The 23,850-nt window shown below is 65.8% G+C and carries 20 protein-coding genes, 2 tRNA genes and 3 rRNA genes; 1 reads left to right on the top strand and 24 read right to left on the bottom strand.

Features of this window, described 5'->3' with window-relative positions; genetic code table 11:
* Window position 1: 1 nt before the first annotated feature.
* Window positions 2-949, bottom strand: a complete 948-nt coding sequence (locus J2S71_RS04115; RefSeq protein WP_307388949.1) for a transketolase family protein — start codon at window positions 947-949, stop codon at window positions 2-4.
* On the bottom strand, window positions 942-2,627 hold the full coding sequence (locus J2S71_RS04110) for a thiamine pyrophosphate-binding protein (RefSeq protein ID WP_307388947.1): 1,686 nt from the start codon (window positions 2,625-2,627) through the stop codon (window positions 942-944). The genes J2S71_RS04115 and J2S71_RS04110 overlap by 8 nt, the downstream gene beginning before the upstream one ends.
* A gap of 184 nt (window positions 2,628-2,811) precedes the next feature.
* Here J2S71_RS04110 and J2S71_RS04105 point away from each other — a divergent pair.
* A tRNA-Glu gene (locus J2S71_RS04105) sits at window positions 2,812-2,883 on the top strand.
* 47 nt (window positions 2,884-2,930) lie between these two features.
* Here the strand turns inward: J2S71_RS04105 and J2S71_RS04100 are convergent.
* From J2S71_RS04100 to rpiB, 22 genes are all read right to left on the bottom strand, one after another.
* Window positions 2,931-3,015: transfer RNA gene (locus tag J2S71_RS04100), tRNA-Leu, on the bottom strand.
* Between the two features lie 48 nt (window positions 3,016-3,063).
* Window positions 3,064-4,092 (bottom strand): Ppx/GppA phosphatase family protein, encoded by a 1,029-nt coding sequence (locus J2S71_RS04095; RefSeq protein ID WP_307388945.1) that lies wholly within the window; start codon window positions 4,090-4,092, stop codon window positions 3,064-3,066.
* Window positions 4,093-4,094: 2 nt separating this feature from the next.
* Window positions 4,095-4,859: a septum formation initiator family protein gene (locus J2S71_RS04090; protein ID WP_307388943.1), complete on the bottom strand. Its 765-nt coding sequence runs from the start codon at window positions 4,857-4,859 to the stop codon at window positions 4,095-4,097.
* A 129-nt stretch (window positions 4,860-4,988) separates the two neighbouring features.
* A complete protein-coding gene (mazG, locus tag J2S71_RS04085) occupies window positions 4,989-5,846 on the bottom strand; it encodes a nucleoside triphosphate pyrophosphohydrolase (protein WP_307388942.1) in 858 nt (285 codons plus the stop codon).
* A gap of 71 nt (window positions 5,847-5,917) precedes the next feature.
* A 5S ribosomal RNA gene (gene rrf, locus J2S71_RS04080) occupies window positions 5,918-6,033 on the bottom strand.
* A gap of 116 nt (window positions 6,034-6,149) precedes the next feature.
* A 23S ribosomal RNA gene (locus J2S71_RS04075) occupies window positions 6,150-9,082 on the bottom strand.
* 238 nt (window positions 9,083-9,320) lie between these two features.
* Window positions 9,321-10,835 (bottom strand): 16S ribosomal RNA (locus tag J2S71_RS04070).
* Together the 16S, 23S and 5S rRNA genes form the textbook arrangement of a ribosomal RNA operon.
* Before the next feature lie 327 nt (window positions 10,836-11,162).
* The gene (locus tag J2S71_RS04065; RefSeq protein WP_307388940.1) at window positions 11,163-12,569 is read right to left on the bottom strand and encodes a phosphohexomutase domain-containing protein; all 1,407 of its coding nucleotides are present in this window, start codon (window positions 12,567-12,569) and stop codon (window positions 11,163-11,165) included.
* A 12-nt stretch (window positions 12,570-12,581) separates the two neighbouring features.
* The gene (locus J2S71_RS04060) at window positions 12,582-13,490 is read right to left on the bottom strand and encodes a UTP--glucose-1-phosphate uridylyltransferase (RefSeq protein WP_307388938.1); all 909 of its coding nucleotides are present in this window, start codon (window positions 13,488-13,490) and stop codon (window positions 12,582-12,584) included.
* 125 nt (window positions 13,491-13,615) lie between these two features.
* Window positions 13,616-14,038: a metal-dependent transcriptional regulator gene (locus J2S71_RS04055; protein ID WP_307388936.1), complete on the bottom strand. Its 423-nt coding sequence runs from the start codon at window positions 14,036-14,038 to the stop codon at window positions 13,616-13,618.
* Between the two features lie 102 nt (window positions 14,039-14,140).
* Window positions 14,141-15,421 (bottom strand): UDP-N-acetylglucosamine 1-carboxyvinyltransferase, encoded by a 1,281-nt coding sequence (murA, locus tag J2S71_RS04050; RefSeq protein ID WP_021725666.1) that lies wholly within the window; start codon window positions 15,419-15,421, stop codon window positions 14,141-14,143.
* Window positions 15,422-15,443: 22 nt separating this feature from the next.
* Complete coding sequence (gene atpC / locus J2S71_RS04045; RefSeq protein WP_021725650.1) at window positions 15,444-15,878, bottom strand: ATP synthase F1 subunit epsilon; 435 nt, start codon at window positions 15,876-15,878, stop codon at window positions 15,444-15,446.
* Between the two features lie 9 nt (window positions 15,879-15,887).
* On the bottom strand, window positions 15,888-17,360 hold the full coding sequence (atpD, locus tag J2S71_RS04040) for a F0F1 ATP synthase subunit beta (protein WP_307388934.1): 1,473 nt from the start codon (window positions 17,358-17,360) through the stop codon (window positions 15,888-15,890).
* A gap of 11 nt (window positions 17,361-17,371) precedes the next feature.
* The gene (atpG, locus tag J2S71_RS04035) at window positions 17,372-18,286 is read right to left on the bottom strand and encodes an ATP synthase F1 subunit gamma (protein WP_307388932.1); all 915 of its coding nucleotides are present in this window, start codon (window positions 18,284-18,286) and stop codon (window positions 17,372-17,374) included.
* A 6-nt stretch (window positions 18,287-18,292) separates the two neighbouring features.
* Window positions 18,293-19,909 (bottom strand): F0F1 ATP synthase subunit alpha, encoded by a 1,617-nt coding sequence (atpA, locus tag J2S71_RS04030; protein WP_370873203.1) that lies wholly within the window; start codon window positions 19,907-19,909, stop codon window positions 18,293-18,295.
* Between the two features lie 29 nt (window positions 19,910-19,938).
* The gene (locus J2S71_RS04025; RefSeq protein ID WP_021725659.1) at window positions 19,939-20,412 is read right to left on the bottom strand and encodes a F0F1 ATP synthase subunit delta; all 474 of its coding nucleotides are present in this window, start codon (window positions 20,410-20,412) and stop codon (window positions 19,939-19,941) included.
* Window positions 20,402-21,010 carry a F0F1 ATP synthase subunit B gene (gene atpF, locus J2S71_RS04020; RefSeq protein WP_307388928.1) on the bottom strand — a complete coding sequence of 203 codons (609 nt, stop codon included), beginning with the start codon at window positions 21,008-21,010 and terminating at the stop codon, window positions 20,402-20,404. Before atpF ends, J2S71_RS04025 begins: the two co-directional genes overlap by 11 nt.
* 38 nt (window positions 21,011-21,048) lie before the next feature.
* The gene (gene atpE, locus J2S71_RS04015) at window positions 21,049-21,243 is read right to left on the bottom strand and encodes an ATP synthase F0 subunit C (RefSeq protein ID WP_021725660.1); all 195 of its coding nucleotides are present in this window, start codon (window positions 21,241-21,243) and stop codon (window positions 21,049-21,051) included.
* A gap of 91 nt (window positions 21,244-21,334) precedes the next feature.
* Window positions 21,335-22,183 carry a F0F1 ATP synthase subunit A gene (gene atpB, locus J2S71_RS04010; RefSeq protein ID WP_040651331.1) on the bottom strand — a complete coding sequence of 283 codons (849 nt, stop codon included), beginning with the start codon at window positions 22,181-22,183 and terminating at the stop codon, window positions 21,335-21,337.
* A gap of 14 nt (window positions 22,184-22,197) precedes the next feature.
* Window positions 22,198-22,518 carry a hypothetical protein gene (locus J2S71_RS04005; protein ID WP_021725667.1) on the bottom strand — a complete coding sequence of 107 codons (321 nt, stop codon included), beginning with the start codon at window positions 22,516-22,518 and terminating at the stop codon, window positions 22,198-22,200.
* A gap of 98 nt (window positions 22,519-22,616) precedes the next feature.
* Window positions 22,617-23,258, bottom strand: coding sequence for a uracil phosphoribosyltransferase (upp, locus tag J2S71_RS04000; protein WP_021725665.1), 642 nt, complete (start codon window positions 23,256-23,258; stop codon window positions 22,617-22,619).
* 76 nt (window positions 23,259-23,334) lie between these two features.
* Window positions 23,335-23,811, bottom strand: coding sequence for a ribose 5-phosphate isomerase B (gene rpiB, locus J2S71_RS03995; protein ID WP_307388925.1), 477 nt, complete (start codon window positions 23,809-23,811; stop codon window positions 23,335-23,337).
* Window positions 23,812-23,850 lie beyond the last annotated feature (39 nt).

Genomic DNA, 23,850 nt, shown 5'->3' with positions numbered 1-23,850 from the left:
GCTAGCGTCCGAGGGCCCCCTCCACGGCACGCGCAATGCCCGCGGCATCGAGGCCCATGCGCGCAAGGAGACGCGCACGCACGTCCGCCTCGAGGTAGCGGTCGGGCGTGCCCAGACGCAGCAGGCGTGGACCTGCGCCCAGCTCCGCCAGCGTCTCCGCAACGGCCGATCCCAGCCCTCCGATGGCGGCGTGCTCCTCGACCGTGACCACCAGCTCGTAGCCGGAAAGCCCCCGCACGACGTCCTGGTCCCATGGCTTGAGGCAGGGCGTGGCCAGAACGTCGGCCCCTACGCCGTGCGCCGCCAGCACGTCGGCCGCACCCAGCGCGTTGGCGGCGATCGTCCCGCAGGTGACCAGGGCGACGCGCCCGTCCCCCCGCCGCAGCCACCGGGGGGAGAGCGGGTCTTTGCCCGCCGACAGGCGCAGGCCCGCATCGTCGTTCATGCGCACGTAGGCGGGACGGGGATGCGCAGCCAGCTCACGCAGGACGTCCATGAACCCCTCCACGTCCACGGGGCTCGCTACCGTCATGCCCGGAATCTGGCGCATGCAGCCCAGGTCCTCGATGGCCATGTGGCTGGGGCCCAGCGGGCCGGCCTCACAACCGCAGCCCACGCCCACCAGCACCACGGGGGAGCCCATGATGCCCAGGTTGACGCGCACCTGGTCGAGCACGCGGGCGGTGATGAACGTGGCATAGGTGGGGGCAAAGGTCGCGAAGCCCTCGTTGGCCAAGGCCGACGCGACCTCCACCTGGTTCTGCTCGGCAATGCCGCACTGCACGTAGCCCTCGGGGCAGAGCTCGCGGAAGCGCTCCAGCCCCAGGCGCCGCCCATAGTCGGAGACCACCACGGCGAGGTCGCGGCGCGCCTGGGCGAGCTCGCCCATCACCCGCCCAAAGGCCAGCTTGTGGCTGTGGGCGTCCGCCAAGGACGCATGCTCACCCATGCCTGATCGCCTCCTCGCGCTGGCCAAGCTCCACCCGGGCACGCTCGTAGTCGCCCTGCGCGAGGGCTATGTCATGCCAGGCCACGTTGTTCTCGGCCCGCGAGAGCCCCCTGCCCTTGACCGTGCGCGCCACCACGGCGAGCGGTCCCTCGTGCGGGGCGGCAAGTGCGCGCGCGAGCGCCAGCACGTCGTGGCCGTCCGTCTCGGCAACGGCAAAGCCAAATGCCTCGAACTTGCGGCGCAGGGGGCCATTGTCCAGCACCTGCGCCGTGGGGCCATCCAGCTGCATGCCGTTGGCGTCCACGACCACCGTGAGGTTGGAGAGCCGCTGGTGGCCCGCGAACGCGGCCGACTCCCACACGGAGCCCTCGTCGCACTCCCCGTCGCCCACGATGCAGAACACGCGCGCGGGCAGCTGGCGGCGGCGCAGCGCGAGCGCCAGCCCGCAGGCGTAGCCCAGCCCCATGCCCAGGCTGCCGCCCGAGAGCTCTATGCCGCGGCCGGGGTCACGGTGCGGGTGCTTGAAGAGCACCGCATCCGGGCCGAAGAGGCCGCGATCGAGGTCATCCTGGGAGATGATGCCGGCCCGCAGGAGCGCCGGGTAGAGCGCCACGGATGCATGCGCCTTGGAGACCACCAGCCGGTCGCGCCGCTCCCAGGGGGTGCCGTCGGCGCCCGTATGCATCACGTGCCCCAGCAGCACCGCGACCACCTCGGCCATGGAGAGCGCGCCGCCCAGGTGGAAGGGCATGTGGGGATACCGGTGCGCGATCTCGAGCACGCCACGGCGAACCTCCAGCGCCCGAAGGTCGAGCTCGCGCCGCAGCGCCGCGGCGCCCGCGCCCCCCTCCGCGCCGTCGGCTCCCACCGACAGCGCGGCCTCCCGCACGGGACCCTCCACCGAGACGCCCACGACGGGGGTGCCCGGCCTCATCCACGTCACGCTCCACTCGATGGGCGTGCCGTCCGTCAGGCAGATGTCCTGCTCCAGCACGAGCGTGGAGCTCTCCGGCTCGCTGGCCAGGAGGGGGGCATGCGCCCGGCCCACCCGCTGGGAGGAGTAGTGCACGACCGAGCTGCCGATGTGGCGGCCCGAGGTGCGCTCGACGGCATCGAAGAGCGACTCCTCCGTGAAGTCCGCCCGCTCGAGGCCGGGACAGGGCCTCAGGCTCTCCCAGCTCTCCTGGCAGACGAGCGGGCGGGCGCCCACGCTGCGGATGCGTCGCAGGAACAGCACGGGGCTGCCCTCACCCACGCCCAGGTGGATGGCCACGTTGCGGGGGGCGCCCATCACGCTCTGGGAGAGCACGCGCGTGGTGAAGCGCAGCCCGCGCTCGCGAAAGAGCGCCGCAAACGAGAGGGGACGGCGCGTGGCGGGCCGCGGCAGCCCACCCTCGGCCACGAAGCTGCCGCTCCCCTTGCGGGTGACGATGTAGCCATCCTGCACGAGGCTGGAGAGCGCGCGGCGCACCGTGCCCCGGCTCATGCAGAACTGCTCCATGAGCTCGGCCTCGGAGGGCAGCGCCATGCCGCTGGGCCATTCGCGGTCCACGATCTTCTGGCGCAACAGCGATGCGAGGCGGGCGTGGAGCGGGCCGCTCTGGCCAAGCTCGTCCCCCTGGCCGCGCGTGGCATCCAGGGTCTCTGGCGTAGGAAAGCGCGCTCTGTCACCCGTCATGGCCCACCCATCCCTCTGCCCTATCCATATCATGGATAGATCCCCTATACAGAACGAATACATGTTAGCCGTGATGGCGCGTGTGCGCACGCGCGGCGCGCATGTGGAGGGAAATCACATAGCCTGGGGGCACACCCCGCACCCTGGCGCCCCCTGGGGAGGCGTCTGGTATACTTGCTCCCGCGTCCCCATCGTCTAGCGGTTAGGACATCGCCCTTTCAAGGCGACGACACGAGTTCGAGTCTCGTTGGGGGCACCGGTGCGTGGCGCGGCCCAGGCCGTAGGGCTTGGGCCTTTTTGTGCTGGTAGGGGCGGTGGGACTCGAACCCACAATCCTTTCGGCGAGAGATTTTAAGTCTCCTGCGTATGCCAGTTCCGCCACGCCCCCTCGCACACCAGCACGAGCTTACCACGTGCGGCGCGCACGCGCCCATCCCTATCTCAGGTCGGCAGGCAGAGGCGTCCACGCGATGGGGCAGGGCAGGCCCACCGTCGTCCGTGCGGCGCAGACGGCAAGGCCGAACAGGAGGTCGCTCTCGCTTGCGGTGTAGGCGGAGGCGCCAGAGAGGAGCATGAGCTCCGAGATGGCGATGGCCCCGGCAAGGATCAGCGGTGCGCGCTGGGGCTGCAGCCCCTTGAGCTGGGCACGCTCCTCGACCGTACGGGAGGACAGGAGGCCCGTGAGCGCGTCCACGTCCGCACGCGACAGCGTCGCACGATGCACCTGCGCCGGGTCATAGGGATCGAGCCGCTTGTGTATGGCAACGAGGCTTGTGGCCGTGCCGCCCGTCACCACCAGGCGCTCGGGCGGCTGTTCCGCGATGCGCTCCTCGGCGAGCACGGGTGCGAGGAGCCCGTCGGCAAAGGCGCGTGCGACGGCGATGTCGGCCTCGGTGGGAGGGTCTCCCGCAGAGAGGAAGCGCTCCGTCATGCGCCGACAGCCCACGTCCGTCGAGCGCACGCACTCGAGGTCGAGCAGGGGGGCCGGGGCGGGCTGCGCGCCGGCGCCCCCTCCCTGCCCCCGCAGCGCGCCCACGGCCAGCTCGGTGGATCCCCCTCCGTTGTCGGCAACGAGCAGGCGCTCGCCCACGAAGTCCTGTGCCACGCCCAGGAAGGTGAGCGACCCCTCGACCTCCCCGGCTATCACCTGCGGGTGCAGACCCCGCCGCTCGAGGTCACCGACGAGCACGTCCGAGTTGGTGGCGTCGCGCGCGGCGGACGTCAGCGTGCAGCAGCAGGCGGCCGCACCAACGGAGCGGGCTATCTGCAGGTAGGCATCGACGCAGCCGACGACGCGACCCCGCGCCGCGTCGTCGATGCGTCCGGTGGCCGAGAGCCCCTCGCCCATGTTGCAGATCGTCGACCGCTTGAGCATGCGCGTCACCTTCGACGAGGGGACGTCGACGTCCGCCACGGCAAGACGCACCGTCACCGTACCGACGTCTATGCAGGCCACGGGGCCCATGGCTATCCGTCCCACGTGGTCTTGGGATCGTACCCAAAGAGGGCGTCAAGCACGCGGATGTACCATGCGCGCTGGTCGGGATATGTCTCGGGTGTGGTGGGATCGTCCTGCCGCGAGCCGTCCTGTTCCCCCTCGACCTTCACGGGCGTCTCGCCCTTGCCCACGTACCCGCGCTTGCGCGCCTCGTCCTCGATGCCCTCCTGGGACTGCAGGCGGTCGTCATCCTGGCGCAGCGCCACGTTCTGGGCGCTCACCTCGTCATAACGCTGCTGCAGCACCTGGCCGGTGCGCACGGCGACGTAGTAGTTCTTGACGGGCCCAAAGAGTGCCACCACGACCACGACGAGCGCCGTGAGCGCACCCAGGGCAACCCGGTGCACCACCACCCAGTCGCGCGCCGCCTCGATGGCATCCTGGGGGCTCGCGATGGTGCGACGCATGCGGCCGGGTGCGACGCGAGCGTCGCGACCCACATCCCGCCGATCGGTCGAGCGGCCTCGTCCCCGCCGGCCCCTGCCGCGCCCTTGGCCCTCCGGCTCCTTGGGCGCGGTCCGCCTTGCAGCCGACGCGCCATCCTTGGCATGGTGACGACGGGGAACCGGCCTCTGGGCACGACGGCCCTCGCGCTCGGGCGGCTCCCCGTGGATGGCGAGGGGCCTCCCAGCCTCCCTGGATCGCGCCGCGCCGGCATCGTGACGCCTGGTGCCATGCGCGCGCACCTTTGCCGCCGAGGCGGGGGCATCCTGTCGCTGGTCTGGGAAAGTCATGCCGGGCGTCATCTCATCTTTGGTTGGCACGAGTGCGTTAGGCTAGTTATACCAAAGGCGCGGCATCGATGTCGCGCCCACGGCTGATGAGGACAACAACTCCGCACGCCCCGGGCATGGGCCCGGCCTCTATTCCCCGTGCTTGGCCTCGTCCCAGAGGTCGTCGAGCTGCGCGGTGGAGAGGTCCTCCAGCCTCACGCCGCGTCGGCGTGCCGCCGCCTCCATCGACGCCCAGCGCCGGCGGAACTTGCGGTTGGAGGCGGCCAGGGCCCCCTCGGCATCGATCCCCTCGTGGCGCGCCACATTGACCAGCGCAAAGAGCAGGTCCCCAAACTCCAGGGTGGCCACCGCAGAGCCAGGCTCCTCGGCCTCGAACTCGGAACGCTCCTCGGCGACCTTGTCCCACACGTCCGCGACCGTCTCCCACTCGAAGCCAGCCTTGGCCGCGCGCCTCGACAGCTTCTGGGCCTGCATGAGTGCCGGCAACGAGCGCGGCACGCTGTCCATCAGGCCAGGCCCATCGCCACCCTCATCGGCCTTCCCAAGGCGCTCCTTGCGCTTGACGCCGTCCCAGATGTCGAGCACCTGGCCGGCGGTGTCGGTGGCCCCGTATGCGGCGGCGTCGCCAAACACATGGGGGTGGCGGCGCACGAGCTTCTCGTTGAGGTCGTGGCACAGGTCATCGAGCGTGAACTCGCCTGCGTCGGATGCGATCTGCGCATGGAGGAGCACCTGCTCCAGGACATCGCCCAGCTCCTCGCGCACATGATCGACGTCGTCGGCCTCGATGGCGTCAACGGCCTCATAGGCCTCCTCGATCATGTTCCTGGTGATGGAGTGGTGCGTCTGCACCTTGTCCCACGGGCAGCCGTCCGGCTGGCGCAGGCGCCAGATCGTGCGTACGAGACGGTCGAACTCGGGATGCGCGCCAGGGGCGCCGGAGCGCCCGCTCGTCTCGGCGTCCACCCTATCGGATAGCCTGGCCATATGAATCCCCCCCAAATGCAGGGAGCCCCCGACGCGTACGCCGGGGGCTCCCCCACGAAATGCCGCTCGTTGGTCGGCGGCGTCCTGCTCTCCCACGGACTGACTCCGCAGTACCATCGGCGCTCGGGGGCTTAACTTCCGGGTTCGGTATGGGGCCGGGTGTGCCTCCCCTGCCATGGTCGCCGACCAACGAGGGACATTCCACTGTCAACCGAGGACGCCTGGGGCGTGCCCTCAGGGCCGCACAGCGCGACTTCGGACGACCCCCAGACGGGGGGATCGCATCGATCCGATCACCTGAGTGAAGGGAAGAGCTCGGCCGATTAGTACCGCTCGGCTGAACCCCTCGCGGGGCTTACACCTGCGGCCTATCACCTCGTGGTCTACGAGGGGCCTTACCGAAGGGAAAACTCATCTCGGGACGGGCTTCGCGCTTAGATGCCTTCAGCGCTTATCCCAACCGGACTCAGCTACCGGGCGGTGCTCTTGGTGAACAACCCGTGCACCGGAGGTCCGTCCACCCCGGTCCTCTCGTACTAGGGGCAGCCTCCCTCAGTTTTCCTACGCCCACGGAGGATAGGGACCGAACTGTCTCACGACGTTCTGAACCCAGCTCGCGTACCGCTTTAAATGGCGAACGGCCATACCCTTGGGACCTGCTCCAGCCCCAGGATGCGATGAGCCGACATCGAGGTGCCAAACCTTCCCGTCGATGTGGACTCTTGGGGAAGATCAGCCTGTTATCCCCGGAGTACCTTTTATCCGTTGAGCGACGGCCATTCCACTCTGGGCCGCCGGATCACTAGAACCTGGTTTCCCACCTGCTCGGCTTGTGGGCCTCGCAGTCAAGCCTGCTTGTGCTCTTGCACTCAAGGGGACGGTTGCCGACCGTCCTGAGCAGACCTTACGTGCGCCTCCGTTACTCTTTAGGAGGCGACCGCCCCAGTCAAACTACCCACCAGACACGGTCCCCCGCCCGGATCACGGCGCGGGGTTAGGATGCCAGAGCGTCGAGGGTGGTATTCCAAGGGCGACTCCCCAAGGACTGGCGTCCCTGGTTCTGCGTCTCCCACCTATCCTCTACACGACGAACCGGCAGCCAATGTCTAGCTGCAGTAAAGGTTCACGGGGTCTTTCCGTCCTTCCGCGGGTAAGTCGCATCTTCACGACTAGTGCAATTTCACCGGGTCTATGGTTGAGACAGCGTCCAAATCGTTACGCCTTTCGTGCAGGTCGGAACTTACCCGACAAGGAATTTCGCTACCTTAGGACCGTTATAGTTACGGCCGCCGTTTACCGGGGCTTGGATTCGCCGCTTCGCCTTGCGGCTGACGGCTCCTCGTGACCTTCCGGCACCGGGCAGGCGTCAGACCCTATACGTCGTCTTACGACTTCAGCAGAGTCCTGTGTTTTTGATAAACAGTCGTTTGGACCTCTTCACTGTGGCCGCCTCCAGCTCAGGGAGCAAGTCCCCCCACCGGCGACGGCACCCCTTCTCCCGAAGTTACGGGGTGGTTTTGCCGAGTTCCTTAACCATAGTTCTCCCGATCGCCTTGGTATGTTCTACCCACCCACCTGTGTCGGTTTGCGGTACGGGCTCCTTGCGACTCCCTAGGGGTTTTTCTCGGGAGCATGGGCTCACTCGCTTCACTCAGTCGCTTCGTCAGCCACCTCAGCCGTCGTGGGAGGCGCATTTCACAACCTCCCAGCCTACGTGGCCTCACGGGGACGTCCAGAACCCCGCCGAGCTACCCTTCTCCGTCACCCCATCGGTCAAGCGCCGCTTCGGAGGTGCAGGAATGTCCACCTGCTGTGCATCGGCTACGCCTTCCGGCCTCGCCTTAGCCCCCGACTGACCCTGGGAGGATTAGCCTTGCCCAGGAAACCTTGGGTTTACGGCGGCGGCGTTTTCCACGCCGCTCTCGTTACTCATGCCAGCATTCTCACTTCCGTCCGCTCCACCGGCAGTCACCTGCCGGCTTCGCCGCAAACGGAACGCTCCCCTACCACCGGACTGCGTCCGGTCCGCCGCTTCGGTGCCATGCTTAGCCCCGTATATTGTCGGCGCATGTCCACTCGACCAGTGAGCTGTTACGCACTCTTTGAATGAATGGCTGCTTCTAAGCCAACATCCTGGTTGTCTAGGCAAACGCACATCCTTTGCCACTCGGCATGGACTTCGGGACCTTAGCGGGCGGTCTGGGCTGTTTCCCTCTCGAACACACGGCTTAGCCCACATGTTCTGACTCCCGGGCTCTGGACCTTGGGCATTCGGAGTTTGATTGGACTTGGTAGGCGGTGAGGCCCCCGCATCCATTCAGTGCTCTACCTCCCAAGGTAAACGCCCGGGGCTAGCCCTAAAGCTATTTCGGGGAGAACGAGATATCTCCAGGTTTGATAGGCCTTTCACTCCTATCCACAGGTCATCCCCCCAGTTTTCAACCTAGGTGGGTTCGGCCCTCCGCGGGGTCTTACCCCCGTTTCAGCCTGCCCATGGATAGCTCACCTGGCTTCGCGTCTACGACCCGCGACTGAACGCCCTGTTCAGACTCGCTCTCGCTGCGGCTCGCTTCCTAGCTTGACCTCGCCGCAGATCGTAACTCGCTGGCTCATTCTACAAAAGGCACGCCGTCACGCCCGAACGGGCGCTCCGACTGCTTGTGTGCACACGGTTTCAGGTACTGTTTCACTCCCCTCCCGGGGTGCTTTTCACCTTTCCCTCACGGTACTGGTTCACTATCGGTCACAGGAGAGTATTTAGGCTTGGAGGGTGGTCCCCCCTGCTTCCCACCGGGTTTCACGTGTCCGGCAGTACTCGGGATCCGATCGGCAGGCCACGCGGGTTCGCGTACGGGGCTCTAACCCTGTCTCGCCGGCCTTCCCAGGCCGTTCCGCTCCCACGCGGCTTTATGACTGCACGATGACCGGCCCCACAACCCCGGCGCGCCGAAGCGGCGCCGGTTTGGCCTCTTCCCCGTTCGCTCGCCACTACTGGGGGAATCTCGTTTGATTTCTCTTCCTCAGGGTACTTAGATGTTTCAGTTCCCCTGGTTGCCTCCTGCCACCCTATGTGTTCAGGCGGCGGTAGCGGGGTATGACCCCCGCCGGGTTCGCCCATTCGGAGATCCGCGGGTCGAGCGGGCATGTGCCCCTAACCGCGGCTTATCGCAGCTTGTCACGTCCTTCGTCGGCTTCCTGTGCCAAGGCATCCACCGTGTGCACGTACCATCTTCTCTTCCTGATGGTCGGTACATACATACACTCCAGGGGACTCGCCCCTGGTGCGATCAGATGCGATCTTCTTCTTGACAAGAAAAATCGTCTTAGTCACGCTATGCAGCTCTCAAGGTACGCGGGGCGACCCCCGAAGACCGGACACCGCGCGCCACCAGGCGCGACAAGGGACTGACCAGCGGAATCTGACGGGACGACCGCCTGTTGTGACAATCGCTTCTAGAAAGCCAATCTCCCTAGAAAGGAGGTGATCCAGCCGCACCTTCCGGTACGGCTACCTTGTTACGACTTCACCCCCCTTACCTTCCACACCTTCGGCGCCTCCCTCCCTTGCGGGTTGGGCCGACGACTTCGGGTGCAGACGACTCGGGTGGTGTGACGGGCGGTGTGTACAAGGCCCGGGAACGCATTCACCGCGGCGTGCTGATCCGCGATTACTAGCAACTCCGACTTCGTGGAGGCGGGTTGCAGCCTCCAGTCCGAACTGGGGCCGGCTTTGGGGATTCGCTCCCGCTCGCGCGGTGGCAGCCCATTGTGCCGGCCATTGTAGCACGTGTGCAGCCCAGGACATAAGGGGCATGATGACTTGACGTCGTCCCCACCTTCCTCCGGCTTGACGCCGGCGGTCTCGCATGGGTGCCCGGCCGAACCGCTGGCAACATGCGACGAGGGTTGCGCTCGTTGCGGGACTTAACCCAACATCTCACGACACGAGCTGACGACAGCCATGCACCACCTGTCTAGGCTCCTCTCGGCCACGGCGTCTCCGCCGCTTCACCTAGATGTCAAGCCCTGGTAAGGTTCTTCGCGTTGCTTCGAATTAAGCCACATGCTCCGCTGCTTGTGCGGGCCCCCGTCAATTCCTTTGAGTTTTAGCCTTGCGGCCGTACTCCCCAGGCGGGACACTTAATGCGTTGGCTGCGGCACGGACGGACAATCCGCCCACACCTAGTGTCCATCGTTTACGGCTAGGACTACCAGGGTATCTAATCCTGTTCGCTCCCCTAGCTTTCGCGCCTCAGCGTCAGTCGTGGCCCAGAAGGCCGCCTTCGCCACCGGTGTTCTTCCCAATATCTGCGCATTCCACCGCTACACTGGGAATTCCACCTTCCCCTACCAGACTCAAGCCAGCCGGTATCGGGAGCGGACGGGGGTTGAGCCCCCGGATTTGACTCCCGACCTAGCAGGCCGCCTACGCGCGCTTTACGCCCAATGAATCCGGATAACGCTCGCCCCCTACGTATTACCGCGGCTGCTGGCACGTAGTTAGCCGGGGCTTCTTCTGCAGGTACCGTCACCTTGCGGCCTCGTCCCTGCTGAAAGCGGTTTACGACCCGAAGGCCTTCGTCCCGCACGCGGCGTCGCTGCATCAGGCTTTCGCCCATTGTGCAAGATTCCCCACTGCTGCCTCCCGTAGGAGTCTGGGCCGTGTCTCAGTCCCAATCTGGCCGGTCGGTCTCTCAACCCGGCTACCCATCATCGCCTTGGTGGGCCACTGCCCCACCAACAAGCTAACAGGCCGCGGGCCCATCCCTCGCCGTCTGGGCTTTCCCGCCTCCCCCATGCGGGGGTGGCGGAGTATCCGGTATTAACCACGGTTTCCCGAGGCTGTCCCGATGCGAGGGGCAGGTTGCCCACGTGTTACTCAGCCGTTCGCCACTTTATGCACATCCGAAGATGCTTTAACCGTTCGACTTGCATGTGTTAGGCGCGCCGCCAGCGTTCATCCTGAGCCAGGATCGAACTCTCCGTTCAAAAGGTCGAATCGGGTTGCCCCGACTCCATTTCCCTTTGCGGTCTGTCGTCCGTCTTAGGATCTCGCTGATCTGGATTCGCTTGGCATCGAATTGACGTACTCGTAAAATTCGAACTTCGCTCTGCTGTCTCTTGTCGATCTTTCGATCGCGGTATCCGGTTTTCAAGGTTCGCCGCGCCACCGTTCGCCCACTGCTCCCGTGCGGCGCGAAAAGAAATAATACGCTTCCGCCCACCCCGCTCAAGGGTCACCCAACCCCTCCATAAGACGGACACAACTCCTTCCGTTGGCCTATTCCCTAGGCCGTTCGACAGGCAGGTCGCAGCCTACTGTTGTAGGTATGCCTTGTAGCCACCACGGACGATGGCGGAGGCCTCGTCCATGAGCTCATCGCGCTCGCGCGTGGTGGGGGCCTCGGCGTAGATGCGCATGAGTGGCTGCTCCCGTGAGGGGCGCAGCATGAGCCAGGAGTCGTCCTCGAAGTCCACCTTCAGGCCCTCGGCATGGGAGGTCCTGACGACCTGCCTGCCGCACAGCTCACGAGGGTTGACACCCTGCAGCACGTTCGCGAAGGCCTGCACCTTGGCAACCTCGAGCCTGATGTCACGACGCCCATAGTCCCTGTGGCCGATGAGGTCGTCCAGCTCCCTGGCAAGCCGACTGAGGGGCCTTCCCGACTGGCGTACCAGCTCCACGAGCAGCAGGGCGCCGTATATGCCATCGCGTTCGGTGAGGTGGCGTGGGATGCTGACGCCACCATACTCCTCGCCGGCAAGCATCACGTCGCCATCGGCCATCTCCGCATGCATGCGCGAGAAGCCGACGGGGACGGGCGTGAACGGCAGGCCGAGGCGCTGCGCCATGAGGCGCACGGAGCACGAGCTGGACATGGTGGTGACGACGCGCCCGCGCTGGCAACGGTTGCGCACCAGATGCGAGATGACCAGGGGGACCATGCGCTGGGGCGAGATGAGATGGCCCAGCTCGTCGACGACGGCAGACCTCATGGCAACGCTGTCGAGCACGATGCCCATGTCGGCATGGCTCTGCCGCACCAGCTCCTCGCACCCATCGGCCCAGGGATCGGCCGCCACGGGGTGCAGGCCACCAAAGTCCTCGCGCACCTCCATGTGCAGGGAGCGCACGCGCACGCCCAGATGACCGAGGGCACCCACAAGTGCGGGCCCGCCCACGCCGTGCAGGGGGTCAACGACGACGGTGAGCCCAGCGTATCCCGCGTCGGGCACGAACTCCGCCGTCAAGGCATCCTGATAGGGCGTGGTGACGTCGCGCAGGCCATACGCGCCCAACGTCATCGGCTCGGCTATGCCGGCCAGGCGGTCGACCTGCTCGGCGAAGCCGGTGGAGACGGTGGATCCATCGGGCCCGAGCACATGGATCGCGCTGTGCTCGCAGGGGGCGTCGGCGGTGCCCACCAGCACGCCACCCGCAAGCGCCTCATCGTGTGCTATCGCCCATGAGAGGGCGGGCAGGGGGCAGGGGGCCTGGGACAGCTGGGCGCCAACACCCTCCCCCGCAAGGATGGAGGCGACCAGCTCCGCGAACGGACGCCCCTGGTGCCTGCCGTCATATCCCACGACGACGCTCGCGCCCGGAGCCCCCTCACGCCAGGTGCGCGCGAGGGCCGCCGCGATGGAGGAGACGTTAGCCTCGTCGAAGCCGTCATCAAACCGGGCATGCCACCCGCTGGTGTCAAAGGTGATGAAGCTCATGGGGCGAGACGCCTACCCACACAGCTGGGAGGCGCAGGAACCCAGCGCCTCCCAGAAGGGTGCGCGCGACGCGTCATCGGCAAGGGCGAGTCGGGCATTCACGGCAGCCCAGGCAGCGGGCGTACCCGTATCGCAGCCCTCGTCGGGATCGACGACCAGGGCATACATGTCCTCCTCCTCAAGCAGGCGCTCCATGGCATCGGTGAGCTGAATCTCCCCACCGGCACCAACGCCCTGGGTTTCGAGAAGCTCCATGACGCGGGGCGAGAGCAGGTAGCGGCCGACGATGAAGAGGTGGCTGGGCGCGTCCCGTGGTGCGGGCTTCTCGACCAGGCCCGAGACCTTCCAGACGGCACCCTCCCGCTCGTCGTCCTCGGGGTGCGCATCGGGCAGGGACTCCACACGGGTGCCGGCGATGATGCCATAGCGGCTCACCTGGTCGGCGGGAACGGGGGCGACCGCGATGACGGAGGCGCCCCCATGCGCGTCGGAGACGCGCTTCATGTTGACGCACATCTGGCGATCGGGCACGAAGTAGTCCCCCAGAAGCACGAAGAAGGGGTCGGCCCCCGTCTCGCCCGCGGCGCAGAGCACGGCATGCCCCAGGCCCTTGGGCTGATCCTGGTAGACGAAGCTCACCGGGAGCGAGCCGGCATCGTGTATGGCGTCCGCCTCGGCGTCCTTGCCCCGGTTGCGCAGCATGTCCTCGTAGCCACCATCCACACGAAAGTATGATTCTATCTGCGGCTTCTCGCGCGAGTTGACGATGACGACCCCGTCGACCCCATCGGGCTCGAGGGCCTCTTCCACCACATACTGGATGACGGGCTTGCTGAGGATGGGAAGAAGCTCCTTGGGGGTCACCTTGGTGGCAGGGAGGAATCGCGTCCCAAGGCCAGCTGCGGGAATGACTGCCTTCATGGGTTGTCCTTTCGTGTCACGCGTTGCCAACGCACGGGCATGCGCCAGGGCCTTCAGCATACCCGTCTGGCATGCGTCACGCCAACCGACTCTCCCGAACGGGACGGTACGGAGAGCGGCGCGGCCTAGTCGTCTATGGTGATGCCCTGCCCCTCCAGGTACGTCAGCCACCTGCGCTGCGTGTCATACGAGAGGGCATGCTCCATGAGGCACGCCTCGGCGTCGGCGGTGTCATAGTCCACGCCAAGGTCCCTGTTGAGGAAGGTGCGCAGCATGCGGTGGCAGCGCCAGACATGCGCGGCGTACTCGCGGCCCGCGGGCGTGAGCATCACGCGGCCATAGCGGTTCTGCTCCACGTAGCCGCCGTCCTTGAGCGTCGAGATGGCCTTGTTGACGCTGGCCTTGGAGACCTGGAGCTGGTCGGCGACGTCCACGGAGCGGATGCCGGCGGGGTCTTCCGTCTCAAGCGTGATGCGGTAGATTGACTCGAGATAGTCCTCGTTGGCCATGGTGAGATCATGGTGAACGCCTTCGGTTGCCTGTGGCATGGTTCCTCCGCTGGGGTCGACTGCAGAACGCTCGTTGGCCTAGATATACCCGATTCGACGGATGCGCGAACCGACGGGGCCGACTCATCCCTGCGAGAGCGGCTATGCCTCGTCCTCGACGTCGGGGACGGTGAGCCGCTCGACGTGCGCGCCCAGCGACTGGAGCTTGCCCACAAAGCCCTCGTAGCCACGGTCGATGTGGTAGATGTCGGAGACGGTCGTGTAGCCATCCGCCACCAGCCCCGCCATCACCAGGGCCGCTCCACCACGCAGGTCGGGCGACTTGACCTCCGCGCCAGAGAAGCGTGGCACGCCATGCACGATGGCATGGTGGCCCTCGATGCGGACGTTGGCGCCCATGCGCGAGAGCTCGCTGGCAAACATGAAGCGATTCTCAAAGACGTTCTCGGTGATGACGCAGGAGTCGTCACCCTGGGCGAGCAGGCACATGGTCTGCGCCTGCATGTCGGTGGGAAAGCCCGGGAAGGGCAGCGTCTGGATGTCGACGGAGTGAATGGGCCTCGTGCGGCTCACGACGCAGCCATCGTCCTGGCGGTCGATGGAAAGGCCCATGAGCTCGTACTTCTTGAGGACGAGCCCCAGGTGGATGGGCTTGAAGCCGCGGATCGTGATCGGCCCTCCGACGAGGGCACCCATGGCGAGGAAGGTGCCGGCCTCGATGCGGTCGCCCACCACTCGATGCTCCACGGGATGGAGCGCTCCCACGCCCTCGATCTCGATGACGGGGGAGCCCGCCCCGCGCACCTTGGCGCCCATCTCGTTGAGGAGGTTGGCGAGATCCACGATCTCGGGCTCGCGGGCGGCGTTGTCGATGGTGGTGACGCCCCTGGCGTGCACGGAGGCCATCATGAGGTTCTCCGTGGCTCCCACGCTCGCGAAGTCCAGCGTGACGGTCGCACCCGTGAGCCCCTGGGGCGTGGTCGCATAGATGTTGCCATGATCGATGCCGAAGGAGACGCCTAAGGCCTCAAGGCCCAGGATGTGCATGTCTATCTTGCGGGCACCGATGTTGCAGCCGCCCGGCATGGCGACGATGGCCTTGCCGAAGCGAGAGAGCAGCGGCCCGAGCACCGCCGTCGAGGCGCGCATCTGCGCCACGAGGTGATAGGGGGCCTCCCATCTCGTGACGTCCGAGGTGTCGATCCGCAGCTCGTGCTTGCCCAGCACCTCGATGGAGGCGCCCATGTAGGTGAGCACCTTGCCCATGACATGGACATCGGCGATGTCAGGCACGTTGGTGAGGGTGGAGACGCCCGGGGCCATGAGCGTGGCCGCCATGAGCTTGAGCGCCGAGTTCTTGGCGCCCTCCACCATCACCTCTCCCCCAAGGGGGTGGCCACCTTCGACCCTAATGACTTCCATCCGTCCTCCAGCCCATGGCGCCCTAGGCGTCAGGCGTCACCGCCGTGTCCTGCGCATGCTTCAGCAGCAGGTTACACCACTTGATCTTCTCATCGTAATACGCGCGGCGGCTGTCACGCTCGGGAAGGGCGTCGCGCGCGTCAAATGCGGCCTCGCGCGTGTCGCGCACCACGTCGGGCTCGATGTCATCGGAGCGCCGGGCATGGTCGGCCAGGATGATGACCTCCTCGCCGCCTATCTCGGCATAGCCGCCCGAGATGATGATGTGGGTGGTGCCGCCACCGTCCTCCTCGCGCAGGTTGAGACGCACGACGCCATCGCCCAGCGCGCAGATCTCGGCCGCATGGCCGGGCCACACACCCAGCTCGCCGGAGGCCGTGACCAGCACCAGGCTCTGGACGGGCCCCTCGAAGAGGAGCCGATCCGGGCGCACGAACTGACAGGTAAGCTCCGCCATGCCGTCGCCCTACTTCTCGCCGCTGTCGTCCGAGGCCATCCTGCGGGCGCGCTCGCGCACGTCCTCGATGGTGCCGGCATAGCGGAAGGCCTGTTCGGGGATGTCATCGCACTTGCCGTCGATGATGGCGGCAAAGGAGCGGACGGTCTCCTCGACGGAGCAGTACACGCCGGGGTTGCCCGTGAACTTCTCGGCCACGTGGAACGACTGCGAGAGGAACTGCTGGATCTTGCGGGCGCGAGCGACAACGAGCTGCTGATCCTCGGAGAGCTCGTCCATGCCCAGGATGGAGATGATGTCCTGAAGGTCGGAGTACTCCTGGAGCGTCTGCTGCACGGCCATGGCCACGCGGTAGTGCTCCTCGCCGACGACCAAGGGGTCGAGGGCGGAGCTAGAGCTTGCCAGTGGATCGACCGCGGGATAGATGCCCAGCTCGGTAATCGAGCGGGACAGCACCGTCTGCGCGTCGAGGTGTGTGAAGGTGGTGGCGGGAGCGGGGTCGGTGAGGTCGTCGGCGGGGACGTAGACGGCCTGCACCGAGGTGATCGACCCCTCCTTGGTGGAGGTGATGCGCTCCTGGAGGTCTCCCATCTCGGTGGCCAGCGTCGGCTGGTAGCCCACGGCAGAGGGCATGCGGCCCAAGAGGGCGGAGACCTCGGAGCCCGCCTGGGAGAAGCGGAAGATGTTGTCGATGAAGAGCAGCACGTCCTGCCCCTGGTCGCGGAAGAACTCGGCCGTGGTGAGGCCCGCGAGGCCCACGCGCAGACGTGCCCCGGGCGGCTCGTTCATCTGGCCGTAGACCAGACAGGTCTTGTTGATGACCCCGGACTCGGTCATCTCGAGGTAGAGGTCAGTGCCCTCACGCGTACGCTCGCCGACGCCGGTGAACACCGAGGTGCCGCCATGCTCTTGGGCGAGGTTGTTGATGAGCTCCTGGATGAGCACCGTCTTACCGACGCCGGCACCCCCGAAGAGGCCCGTCTTGCCCCCGCGAACGTAGGGCTCAAGCAGGTCGATGGCCTTGATGCCGGTCTCGAAGATCTCGGTCGTGGTGGTGAGGTCCTCGAATGCCGGTGCGGGATGATGGATGGGATAGTGCTGCACGTCGTCCGGCACCTTCCCCCCGTCCACGGGCTCGCCCATGACGTTCCACACGCGGCCGAGCGTGGAGGGGCCGACGGGCATCATCATGGGGCGGCCGGTATCGCGCACCCTGAGGCCCCGCTGCAGGCCGTCCGTGGATGACATGGCGACCGTGCGCACGACGCCATCAGGAAGCTGCGACTCGACCTCGAGCACGGCATGAGCCCTTCCGCCGGGCGTGTCGTCGTCGACAACGAGCGCCGTATAGATGGCGGGCACATCGTAGTCGAACTTGACGTCGACGACGGGCCCCACGATGCGGATGATCCTGCCCTTGCCCACGCTGTGGTTGAGGTGGTTGTAGGCCGCCTCCTCGAGTGCGGTGCGCTGTTCTTCCATGGTCTGTGGCATTAGTTGTCCTCCAATGCGGAAGCGCCGCCGATGATCTCGTTGAGCTCCGTGGTGATGGCGCCCTGGCGCTCGCGGTTGTACGTGCGACCCAAGGTCGAGAGCACCTCCTTGGCGTTGTCCGTCGCCGATTGCATGGCCCTGCGTCGGGCCCCGTGCTCTGCGGCGGCGGAGTCGAGCAGCGCATGGTAGATGACCGTCCTGAAGTAGGCGGGCATGAGGTATCCCAGCACCTCGTGTGCCGACGGCTCGAAGGCGTAGTCGGTGTAGGCATGCCTGCCCACCTCGCCCATCGCCTCGGGCGTGCGCGGACGGTTGGGCATGAGCAGGCGTTCCTTGGTGATGGGGAGGATCTGCTCGGTGACCTGCGTCTGGTCGACGCGGTTCTTGGCATGCCAGTACAGCAGCATCACGCGGTCGATGGTGCCCGCGGCATAGCCGTCCATCGCGTAGGAGGCGATGCGTGCCGCCTGGTCTCGCGTGGGCTCCGAGGAGCTGCCCTCGAAGGAGAGGACGGGCTTGATCTTGCGGTAGGTGAAGTACTCCGTAGGCTTGCGCCCGCAGGTGATGATGGAGGAGGCGACGCCCCTGGCGGCAAGGGCACGCATCTCGCGCTCGACCGCACGCTGCTGGAGGATGTTGAACCCACCGGCCAACCCACGGTCTGACGCCACGAGGATGAAGAGCACGTGCCTCTCCTGGGCGTACGTGCGCAGGAGAGGCTGCGAGCTGTCGAACCCCGCAGCCGCCACGTTCGCCAGCATGTTGGTGATGGCATCCTTGTAGGGGGCGGCATCCTCCGCACGGACCAGCGCCTTCTGGATGCGCGCCGTGGAGATCATCTGCATGGTGCGGGTGATCTGCATCGTGCTCGTGATGGAGCCCATGCGCCTCTGTATTTCGCGAAGGTTAGCCATCGGGCGCTACTCCTGGCCCTTTGCGTCTGTGCCCGCCGCCAGGCTGTCGGGTGTCGCGGCGACTTCGGCAACCGTCGACCGGTTGGGATGCTCCTGCAGGAAGGCCTTCTTGAAGGAGGCGACGTGATGATTGATGCGCTCGCCCAGCTCGTCCGTGATCTTGCCCCCCATGACCAGGTTGCGCACGCCCGGATGGTTATCGGCCATGTACTTGGCCAGGTTATCGCGGAAGAGCGTGACGTGGTCGAGGTCGATGTCATCGAGGAAGTCGCCCTTGGCAGCGTAGATGGCGATGGCCTGGTCGGCGGCGTCAAGCGCGGCGTACCTGCCCTGCTTGAGCATCTCCATCATGTGCGCACCATGGTTGAGCTGGTACTGCGTGGTGGCATCGAGGTCGGAGCCGAACTGTGCGAACGCCTGCTTCTCGCGATAGGAGGCGAGGTCGAGGCGCAGCGTGCCGGCAACCTGCTTCATGGCGGGAAGCTGCGCGGCACCACCGACGCGCGACACCGAGATGCCCACGTCGACGGCTGGCCTCTGCCCCTGGAAGAAGAGGTTGGACTGCAGGTAGATCTGGCCGTCGGTGATGGAGATCACGTTGGTGGGGATGTACGCCGAGACATCGCCCTCCTGGGTCTCGATGATCGGGAGGGCCGTCAGCGAGCCGCCGCCGTTCTCGTCGGACATCTTGCAGGCGCGCTCGAGCAGACGAGAGTGCAGGTAGAAGATGTCGCCGGGATAGGCCTCGCGCCCGGGTGGGCGGTGCAGCGTCAGTGACATCTGACGATAGGCGACGGCCTGCTTGGAGAGGTCGTCGTAGACCACCAGCACGTGACCGCCACGATGCGCCTCGTCCGCAGGATGGCCGTTCTCGTCGTTGTACATGAAGTACTCGCCGATGGCCGCGCCGGCCATGGGAGCGATGTACTGCAACGGTGCAGAGTCGGCCGCCGTCGCGGCAACGATGATGGTCTTGTCCAGGACGTCCTGACGGGCCAGGGTCTCCCTGATGGCCGCGACCGTCGAGGCCTTCTGGCCGATGGCGACGTAGATGCAGAGCATGTCGGTATCGCGCTGGTTGACGATGGCGTCGATGGCGATGGCCGTCTTGCCCGTCTTGCGATCGCCGATGATGAGCTCGCGCTGGCCACGGCCGATGGGCACCATGGCATCGATGGACATAAGCCCCGTCTGGACGGGCTCGCACACGGGCTGGCGCTCCATGATGCCCGGCGCCTTGAACTCGATGGGGCGGCGCCCGTCCACATCGATGGCACCAAGGCCGTCGATGGGCTGGCCGAGGGGGTTCACCACGCGTCCGAGCATGGCACGGCCGACCGGAATGTCCATGACGCGACCGGTGGTGCGGCACTCGTCACCCTCGCGGATCGAGTCGACCTCGCCAAAGAGTACGGCACCGACCTCGTCCACGTCGAGGTTCTGGGCGAGGCCATACACGCTGTTGCCCGTGCTGGAGCTGGTGAACTCCAAAAGCTCGCCCGCCATGGCGCTCTTGAGGCCACTGATGTGCGCGATGCCGTCGCCCACCTCGGTGACCACCGAGGCCTCCTGACGGTCGACGGTGGAGCGAATGCTCGCAAGCTCCCGCTGGAGCGTGCTCATGATCCTTGCCGAGCTGATAGTCTCTTCTGTCACTGCTCATCACTTCCGATGAAGGTCGAGGCGAGCTGCTTGCGGATATGCGCAAGCTGCGCACGGATGGATGCGTCGTGGCGCTTGCCGCGGGCCTCGATGACAATGCCCCCGAGGATGGAGGGGTCGACATGCTCGATGAGGTAGACGGGTGCCCCGAGCTCCCTGCTGGTCTTTTCGATAGCCTTCTGGCGCAGGGCATCGTCCATGGGGACCGACGTGGTGACGCTCACCGAGACGGTCTCGTCCTCGCTGTCGAGTATCTCCTTGTAGCGGCGGGAGACGGCCCTGATGAGGGCGTCGTCTCCGCTTGCGCGCATGGTGGCAAGGGTCTCGAGGACCTCCGGCGAGAACTTGCTTGCATGCTCCCACTGCCTGAGGTCGGCGTTGGCCCTGTCCTCCCCGCGCCCCGCTTCGATGAGGGCGCGGGCATATGCCTCCACCTTGCCATTGTCGCTACGGTTACCTGTCATCTCGTGTGCTCACTTCCGCGAGATAGCGCTCTGCGAGCCTGCGCTGCTCGTCCTCACTGAGGTCGTTGCCGATGATCTTGCTGGCAATCTCCACGGACAGGTTGACCACCTGGCCCGAGAGCTCGATCATGGCCTTCTTGCGCTCGGAGCTTACGGCGCCATGTGCCTTGGCGATGACCCCGGCTGCGTCCCGTTGCGCCTTTGCCAGCACACGGGAGCGCTCCTCCTCGGCCTCGCGCTTGGCGTCGGCAATGATCCGCTCCGCCTGCCTATGGGCCTCGGCGATCCGCGCCTCGTACTCCTTCTGCTCCTCGACCGCCTTGACCTTGGCCTGCTGGGCCTCATCAAGGTCGTTCTGGATCTTCTGCTGGCGCTTCTCCATCATCTCGACGATGGAGGGCAGTGCGAACTTGGCCAGAACCGCCCAGATGACGAGAAAGGCGATGAGCGCGGGAACGAACTCGGCGGGCTTGGGTAGCAGCAGATCGGTGCCACTCGGAGAATCCGCGAGCGCCACTGTGGGGAACTGCATCGTCATCGCGGCGGATGCGAGCGCCGCCGCCCCCACGCGCCCCAACCCCTTCATGTTCCTGTCCATCAAATCCTCCAACCCACAGTTTCCGTCGAGTGCCTGCCCTAATGGACGATCAGCGAAACGACGAATCCGATAAGGGCCAGGGCCTCGACGAACGCGGAGCCAAGAATGAAGGTAGTGAACAGACGGCCTTGCATCTCGGGCTGACGGGCCATTGCGGTCGTTGCGCCATAGGCAGAAAGACCGATGCCGATGCCGGCACCAATAACACCAAGACCATATCCGATGACTCCCACGATTCCTCCTTCATCACGCGCCTCGCTGAGGCGACCTTGTGACCACATCGACTGCGGACGTGGATGCCCGCGGTTCACCAAACATGAGATGCTACTTGCCTACAGCCTTCTCTTCCTCGGGCTCGCTCTCATTCTCGACCAATTGGATGTAGACGGACGAGAGCAGCGTGAAGACGTATGCCTGAATGACGCCCACGAGGATCTCCACCATGTAGATGATGATGAGCAGCAGGATCCAGAAGACGGAGGCCGCGGCATTGCCAAGGGCGATGACGGAGACCTGCTGCAGCAGGGGCTGGAAGAAGAGCGACGCCAGGATGGCGAAGGCGCCCATGACCACGTGTCCGGCGAACATGTTGCAGAAGAGTCGGACGGCGAGGGTGATGAGGCGCAGGAACGTCGAGAAGGCCTCGATGATCCAGAGGGGGGCGGCGGCGATGCCATGGATGCCCTCGGGAGCCAGGCTCTTGAGATACCCCAGGACACCCATGCGTTTGATGCCCACGGCGATGAAGTAGACGAACGAGCAGATGGCCAGCGCGGACGTCACGCCGATGGAACCGGTCCCGGGATGGCAGCCGGGAATGACGCCCACGATGCTGTTGGCGACGATGAAGAGGAAGAGCGCCGCCAGGAAGGAGTAGTGCCTCTTCCAGGTGTCTCCCAGGATGGACCTGCACATGTCATCACGGATGAACTCGAAGAGGCATTCCATGCCGTTGACGAAGAATCCCTGCGGAACCAGGCTCCTCCTCTGCTTGGCACGAAACACGAAGATGGTGACGAGCATGAGCGTGAGGGCAACCAGCATCCAGAAGATGTAGTTGGTGAAGCCGAAGTTGGTGTTGCCCTGGAGCACATGGGTGCTGAAGCTGTCGAGCAGCTCGTCCATCGCACCGCCGAGCTGATCCAGGGGGCTGTCGGCAGCACCTGCTGCCATGAGCGCACTTCCCACTATCCGTCATCCCCTTCGCTCGCGCCACCAGCGTGCATGGCGCGCGAGGCCTTGACCGAACGTATTCCCAAGCCAGCCAGGAACACGCTGACCATAGCACATGCGAACGCAGGCACAAGGGCGCCTGCAACCACATGCACGACCACGACCGCCAGCACCATGACCGCGAACGATACCACTATCGCCATGACGCCCACCGCAACAACGGTCGCGCCCTGCATCTTACTCTTCTCCCACGCCTGCGCAAGCAGAACGCACACAGGAGCAAGCCCCAACCCCCCCACTAGGGCACCCGCAAGCAAGGCCACCACGTCTGCCAAGTTACACCCTCCTTTTCATGCCAGAGGCCATCCGGGACGAACATCAGGGACATCCCGCATTGACACAGAACCAACACGTTGCGGCACGCCGCGCACCCCTACTTGGTGCCGTAGATGCGATCGCCCGCGTCACCGAGGCCGGGCAGGATATAGGCGCTCTCGTTGAGCTGACGGTCGAGCGCGCAGGTGTACAGGTGCACGTCCGAATCGAAGTCCAGGACCGCCTTCACGCCCTCGGGGGCGCTCACCAGCGTGAGGGCGCGGATGTCCTTGACGCCGGCATCGCGCAGGAACCTGATGGCCGCGGTGAGTGAGCCTCCCGTCGCCAGCATGGGGTCGACGATGAGGCAGATGCGGCTCTCCACGTCGGGCGGGAACTTGCAGTAGTACTGGTGTGGCTCGTGCGTGTCGGGATCGCGGTACATGCCCACGTGTCCCACGCGCGCGGAGGGGACGAGGGAGAGCAGGCCATCAACCATGCCCAGGCCGGCACGCAGGATGGGGATGATGGCAACCTTCTTGCCCGAGATGCGCTTGCAGGTGGTGACCTCGAGCGGGGTCTCCACCTGGACGTCCTCGAGCGGGAAGTCGCGCATGGCCTCGTAGCCCTCGAAGATGGCGAGCTCGGTGACCAGCTCGCGGAACTGCTTGGTACCCGTGTCCCTGTCGCGCAGGATGTGCAGCTTGTGCTGCACGAGCGGGTGATCGATGATGGTGAAGCGCGTTGTGTCGAAGTCCATGTTGATGCCCCTTCTGCCCCTCGCATACGGGAAGACCGACCGGCCGTCCAGAAACCCTTGCCACAGTGCTCGGGTATCAGCTTAGCCCGAAGTCCTCGCCCACCCCCGTGAAGCCGGGATCATCCTCGCGCGCGATCTTCTCGACGCGCTGGGTGTGACGCCCTCCCGCCCATTCCTGGGTGAGGAAGACGTCCACGATCTCCTCGTTCGTCGCAAGCGACGTGAAGCGGCCCGACAGGCACAGCACGTTGCCGTCGTTGTGCTCGCGGAAGAGCTCGGCGAACTGGGGCGTCTGGATGTTGGCGGCACGTATGCCGGGCACCTTGTCGGCGGCAAGCGCCATGCCGATGCCCGTGCCGCAGATGAGGACGCCGCGGTCGGCCTTGCCAGCGGCCACATGGCGCGCGACCTTGTCGGCGTAGTCGGGATAGTCGCAGCGGGCGTCCGTGGTGGGCCCCATGTCCATGACCTCGTGGCCGAGGGACTCGATATGCTCGGCGAGGGGCCCCTTCTGCTCGAAGCCACCGTGATCGGACGCAATGGCGATTCTCATGCCGCTCCCCCTGCCCTGGTGCTGGTCAACCTCTGGTGC

Source organism: Olsenella profusa DSM 13989, from assembly GCF_030811115.1.
Lineage (GTDB): Bacteria > Actinomycetota > Coriobacteriia > Coriobacteriales > Atopobiaceae > Olsenella_F > Olsenella_F profusa.
Note: the sequence above shows the minus strand (reverse complement) of the source record. Positions and strands in the feature narration are given on the sequence as shown.

Excerpts from the sequence above, each read along its gene's own strand:
- J2S71_RS04065 (WP_307388940.1), bottom strand. The coding sequence starts at position 12,569 with ATGAGCTTCATCACCTTTGACACCAGCGGGTGGCATGCCCGGTTTGAT.
- atpF (WP_307388928.1), bottom strand. The coding sequence starts at position 21,010 with ATGGACAGGAACATGAAGGGGTTGGGGCGCGTGGGGGCGGCGGCGCTC.
- J2S71_RS04090 (WP_307388943.1), bottom strand. The coding sequence starts at position 4,859 with ATGACTTTCCCAGACCAGCGACAGGATGCCCCCGCCTCGGCGGCAAAG.
- mazG (WP_307388942.1), bottom strand. The coding sequence starts at position 5,846 with ATGGCCAGGCTATCCGATAGGGTGGACGCCGAGACGAGCGGGCGCTCC.
- J2S71_RS04025 (WP_021725659.1), bottom strand. The coding sequence starts at position 20,412 with ATGACAGGTAACCGTAGCGACAATGGCAAGGTGGAGGCATATGCCCGC.
- murA (WP_021725666.1), bottom strand. The coding sequence starts at position 15,421 with ATGGAAGTCATTAGGGTCGAAGGTGGCCACCCCCTTGGGGGAGAGGTG.
- atpA (WP_370873203.1), bottom strand. The coding sequence starts at position 19,909 with ATGAGCACGCTCCAGCGGGAGCTTGCGAGCATTCGCTCCACCGTCGAC.
- atpC (WP_021725650.1), bottom strand. The coding sequence starts at position 15,878 with ATGGCGGAGCTTACCTGTCAGTTCGTGCGCCCGGATCGGCTCCTCTTC.
- J2S71_RS04095 (WP_307388945.1), bottom strand. The coding sequence starts at position 4,092 with ATGGGCCCCGTGGCCTGCATAGACGTCGGTACGGTGACGGTGCGTCTT.
- atpB (WP_040651331.1), bottom strand. The coding sequence starts at position 22,183 with ATGGCAGCAGGTGCTGCCGACAGCCCCCTGGATCAGCTCGGCGGTGCG.
- J2S71_RS04060 (WP_307388938.1), bottom strand. The coding sequence starts at position 13,490 with ATGAAGGCAGTCATTCCCGCAGCTGGCCTTGGGACGCGATTCCTCCCT.
- upp (WP_021725665.1), bottom strand. The coding sequence starts at position 23,258 with ATGGACTTCGACACAACGCGCTTCACCATCATCGATCACCCGCTCGTG.
- atpG (WP_307388932.1), bottom strand. The coding sequence starts at position 18,286 with ATGGCTAACCTTCGCGAAATACAGAGGCGCATGGGCTCCATCACGAGC.
- atpD (WP_307388934.1), bottom strand. The coding sequence starts at position 17,360 with ATGGAAGAACAGCGCACCGCACTCGAGGAGGCGGCCTACAACCACCTC.
- J2S71_RS04115 (WP_307388949.1), bottom strand. The coding sequence starts at position 949 with ATGGGTGAGCATGCGTCCTTGGCGGACGCCCACAGCCACAAGCTGGCC.
- J2S71_RS04110 (WP_307388947.1), bottom strand. The coding sequence starts at position 2,627 with ATGACGGGTGACAGAGCGCGCTTTCCTACGCCAGAGACCCTGGATGCC.
- J2S71_RS04055 (WP_307388936.1), bottom strand. The coding sequence starts at position 14,038 with ATGCCACAGGCAACCGAAGGCGTTCACCATGATCTCACCATGGCCAAC.
- rpiB (WP_307388925.1), bottom strand. The coding sequence starts at position 23,811 with ATGAGAATCGCCATTGCGTCCGATCACGGTGGCTTCGAGCAGAAGGGG.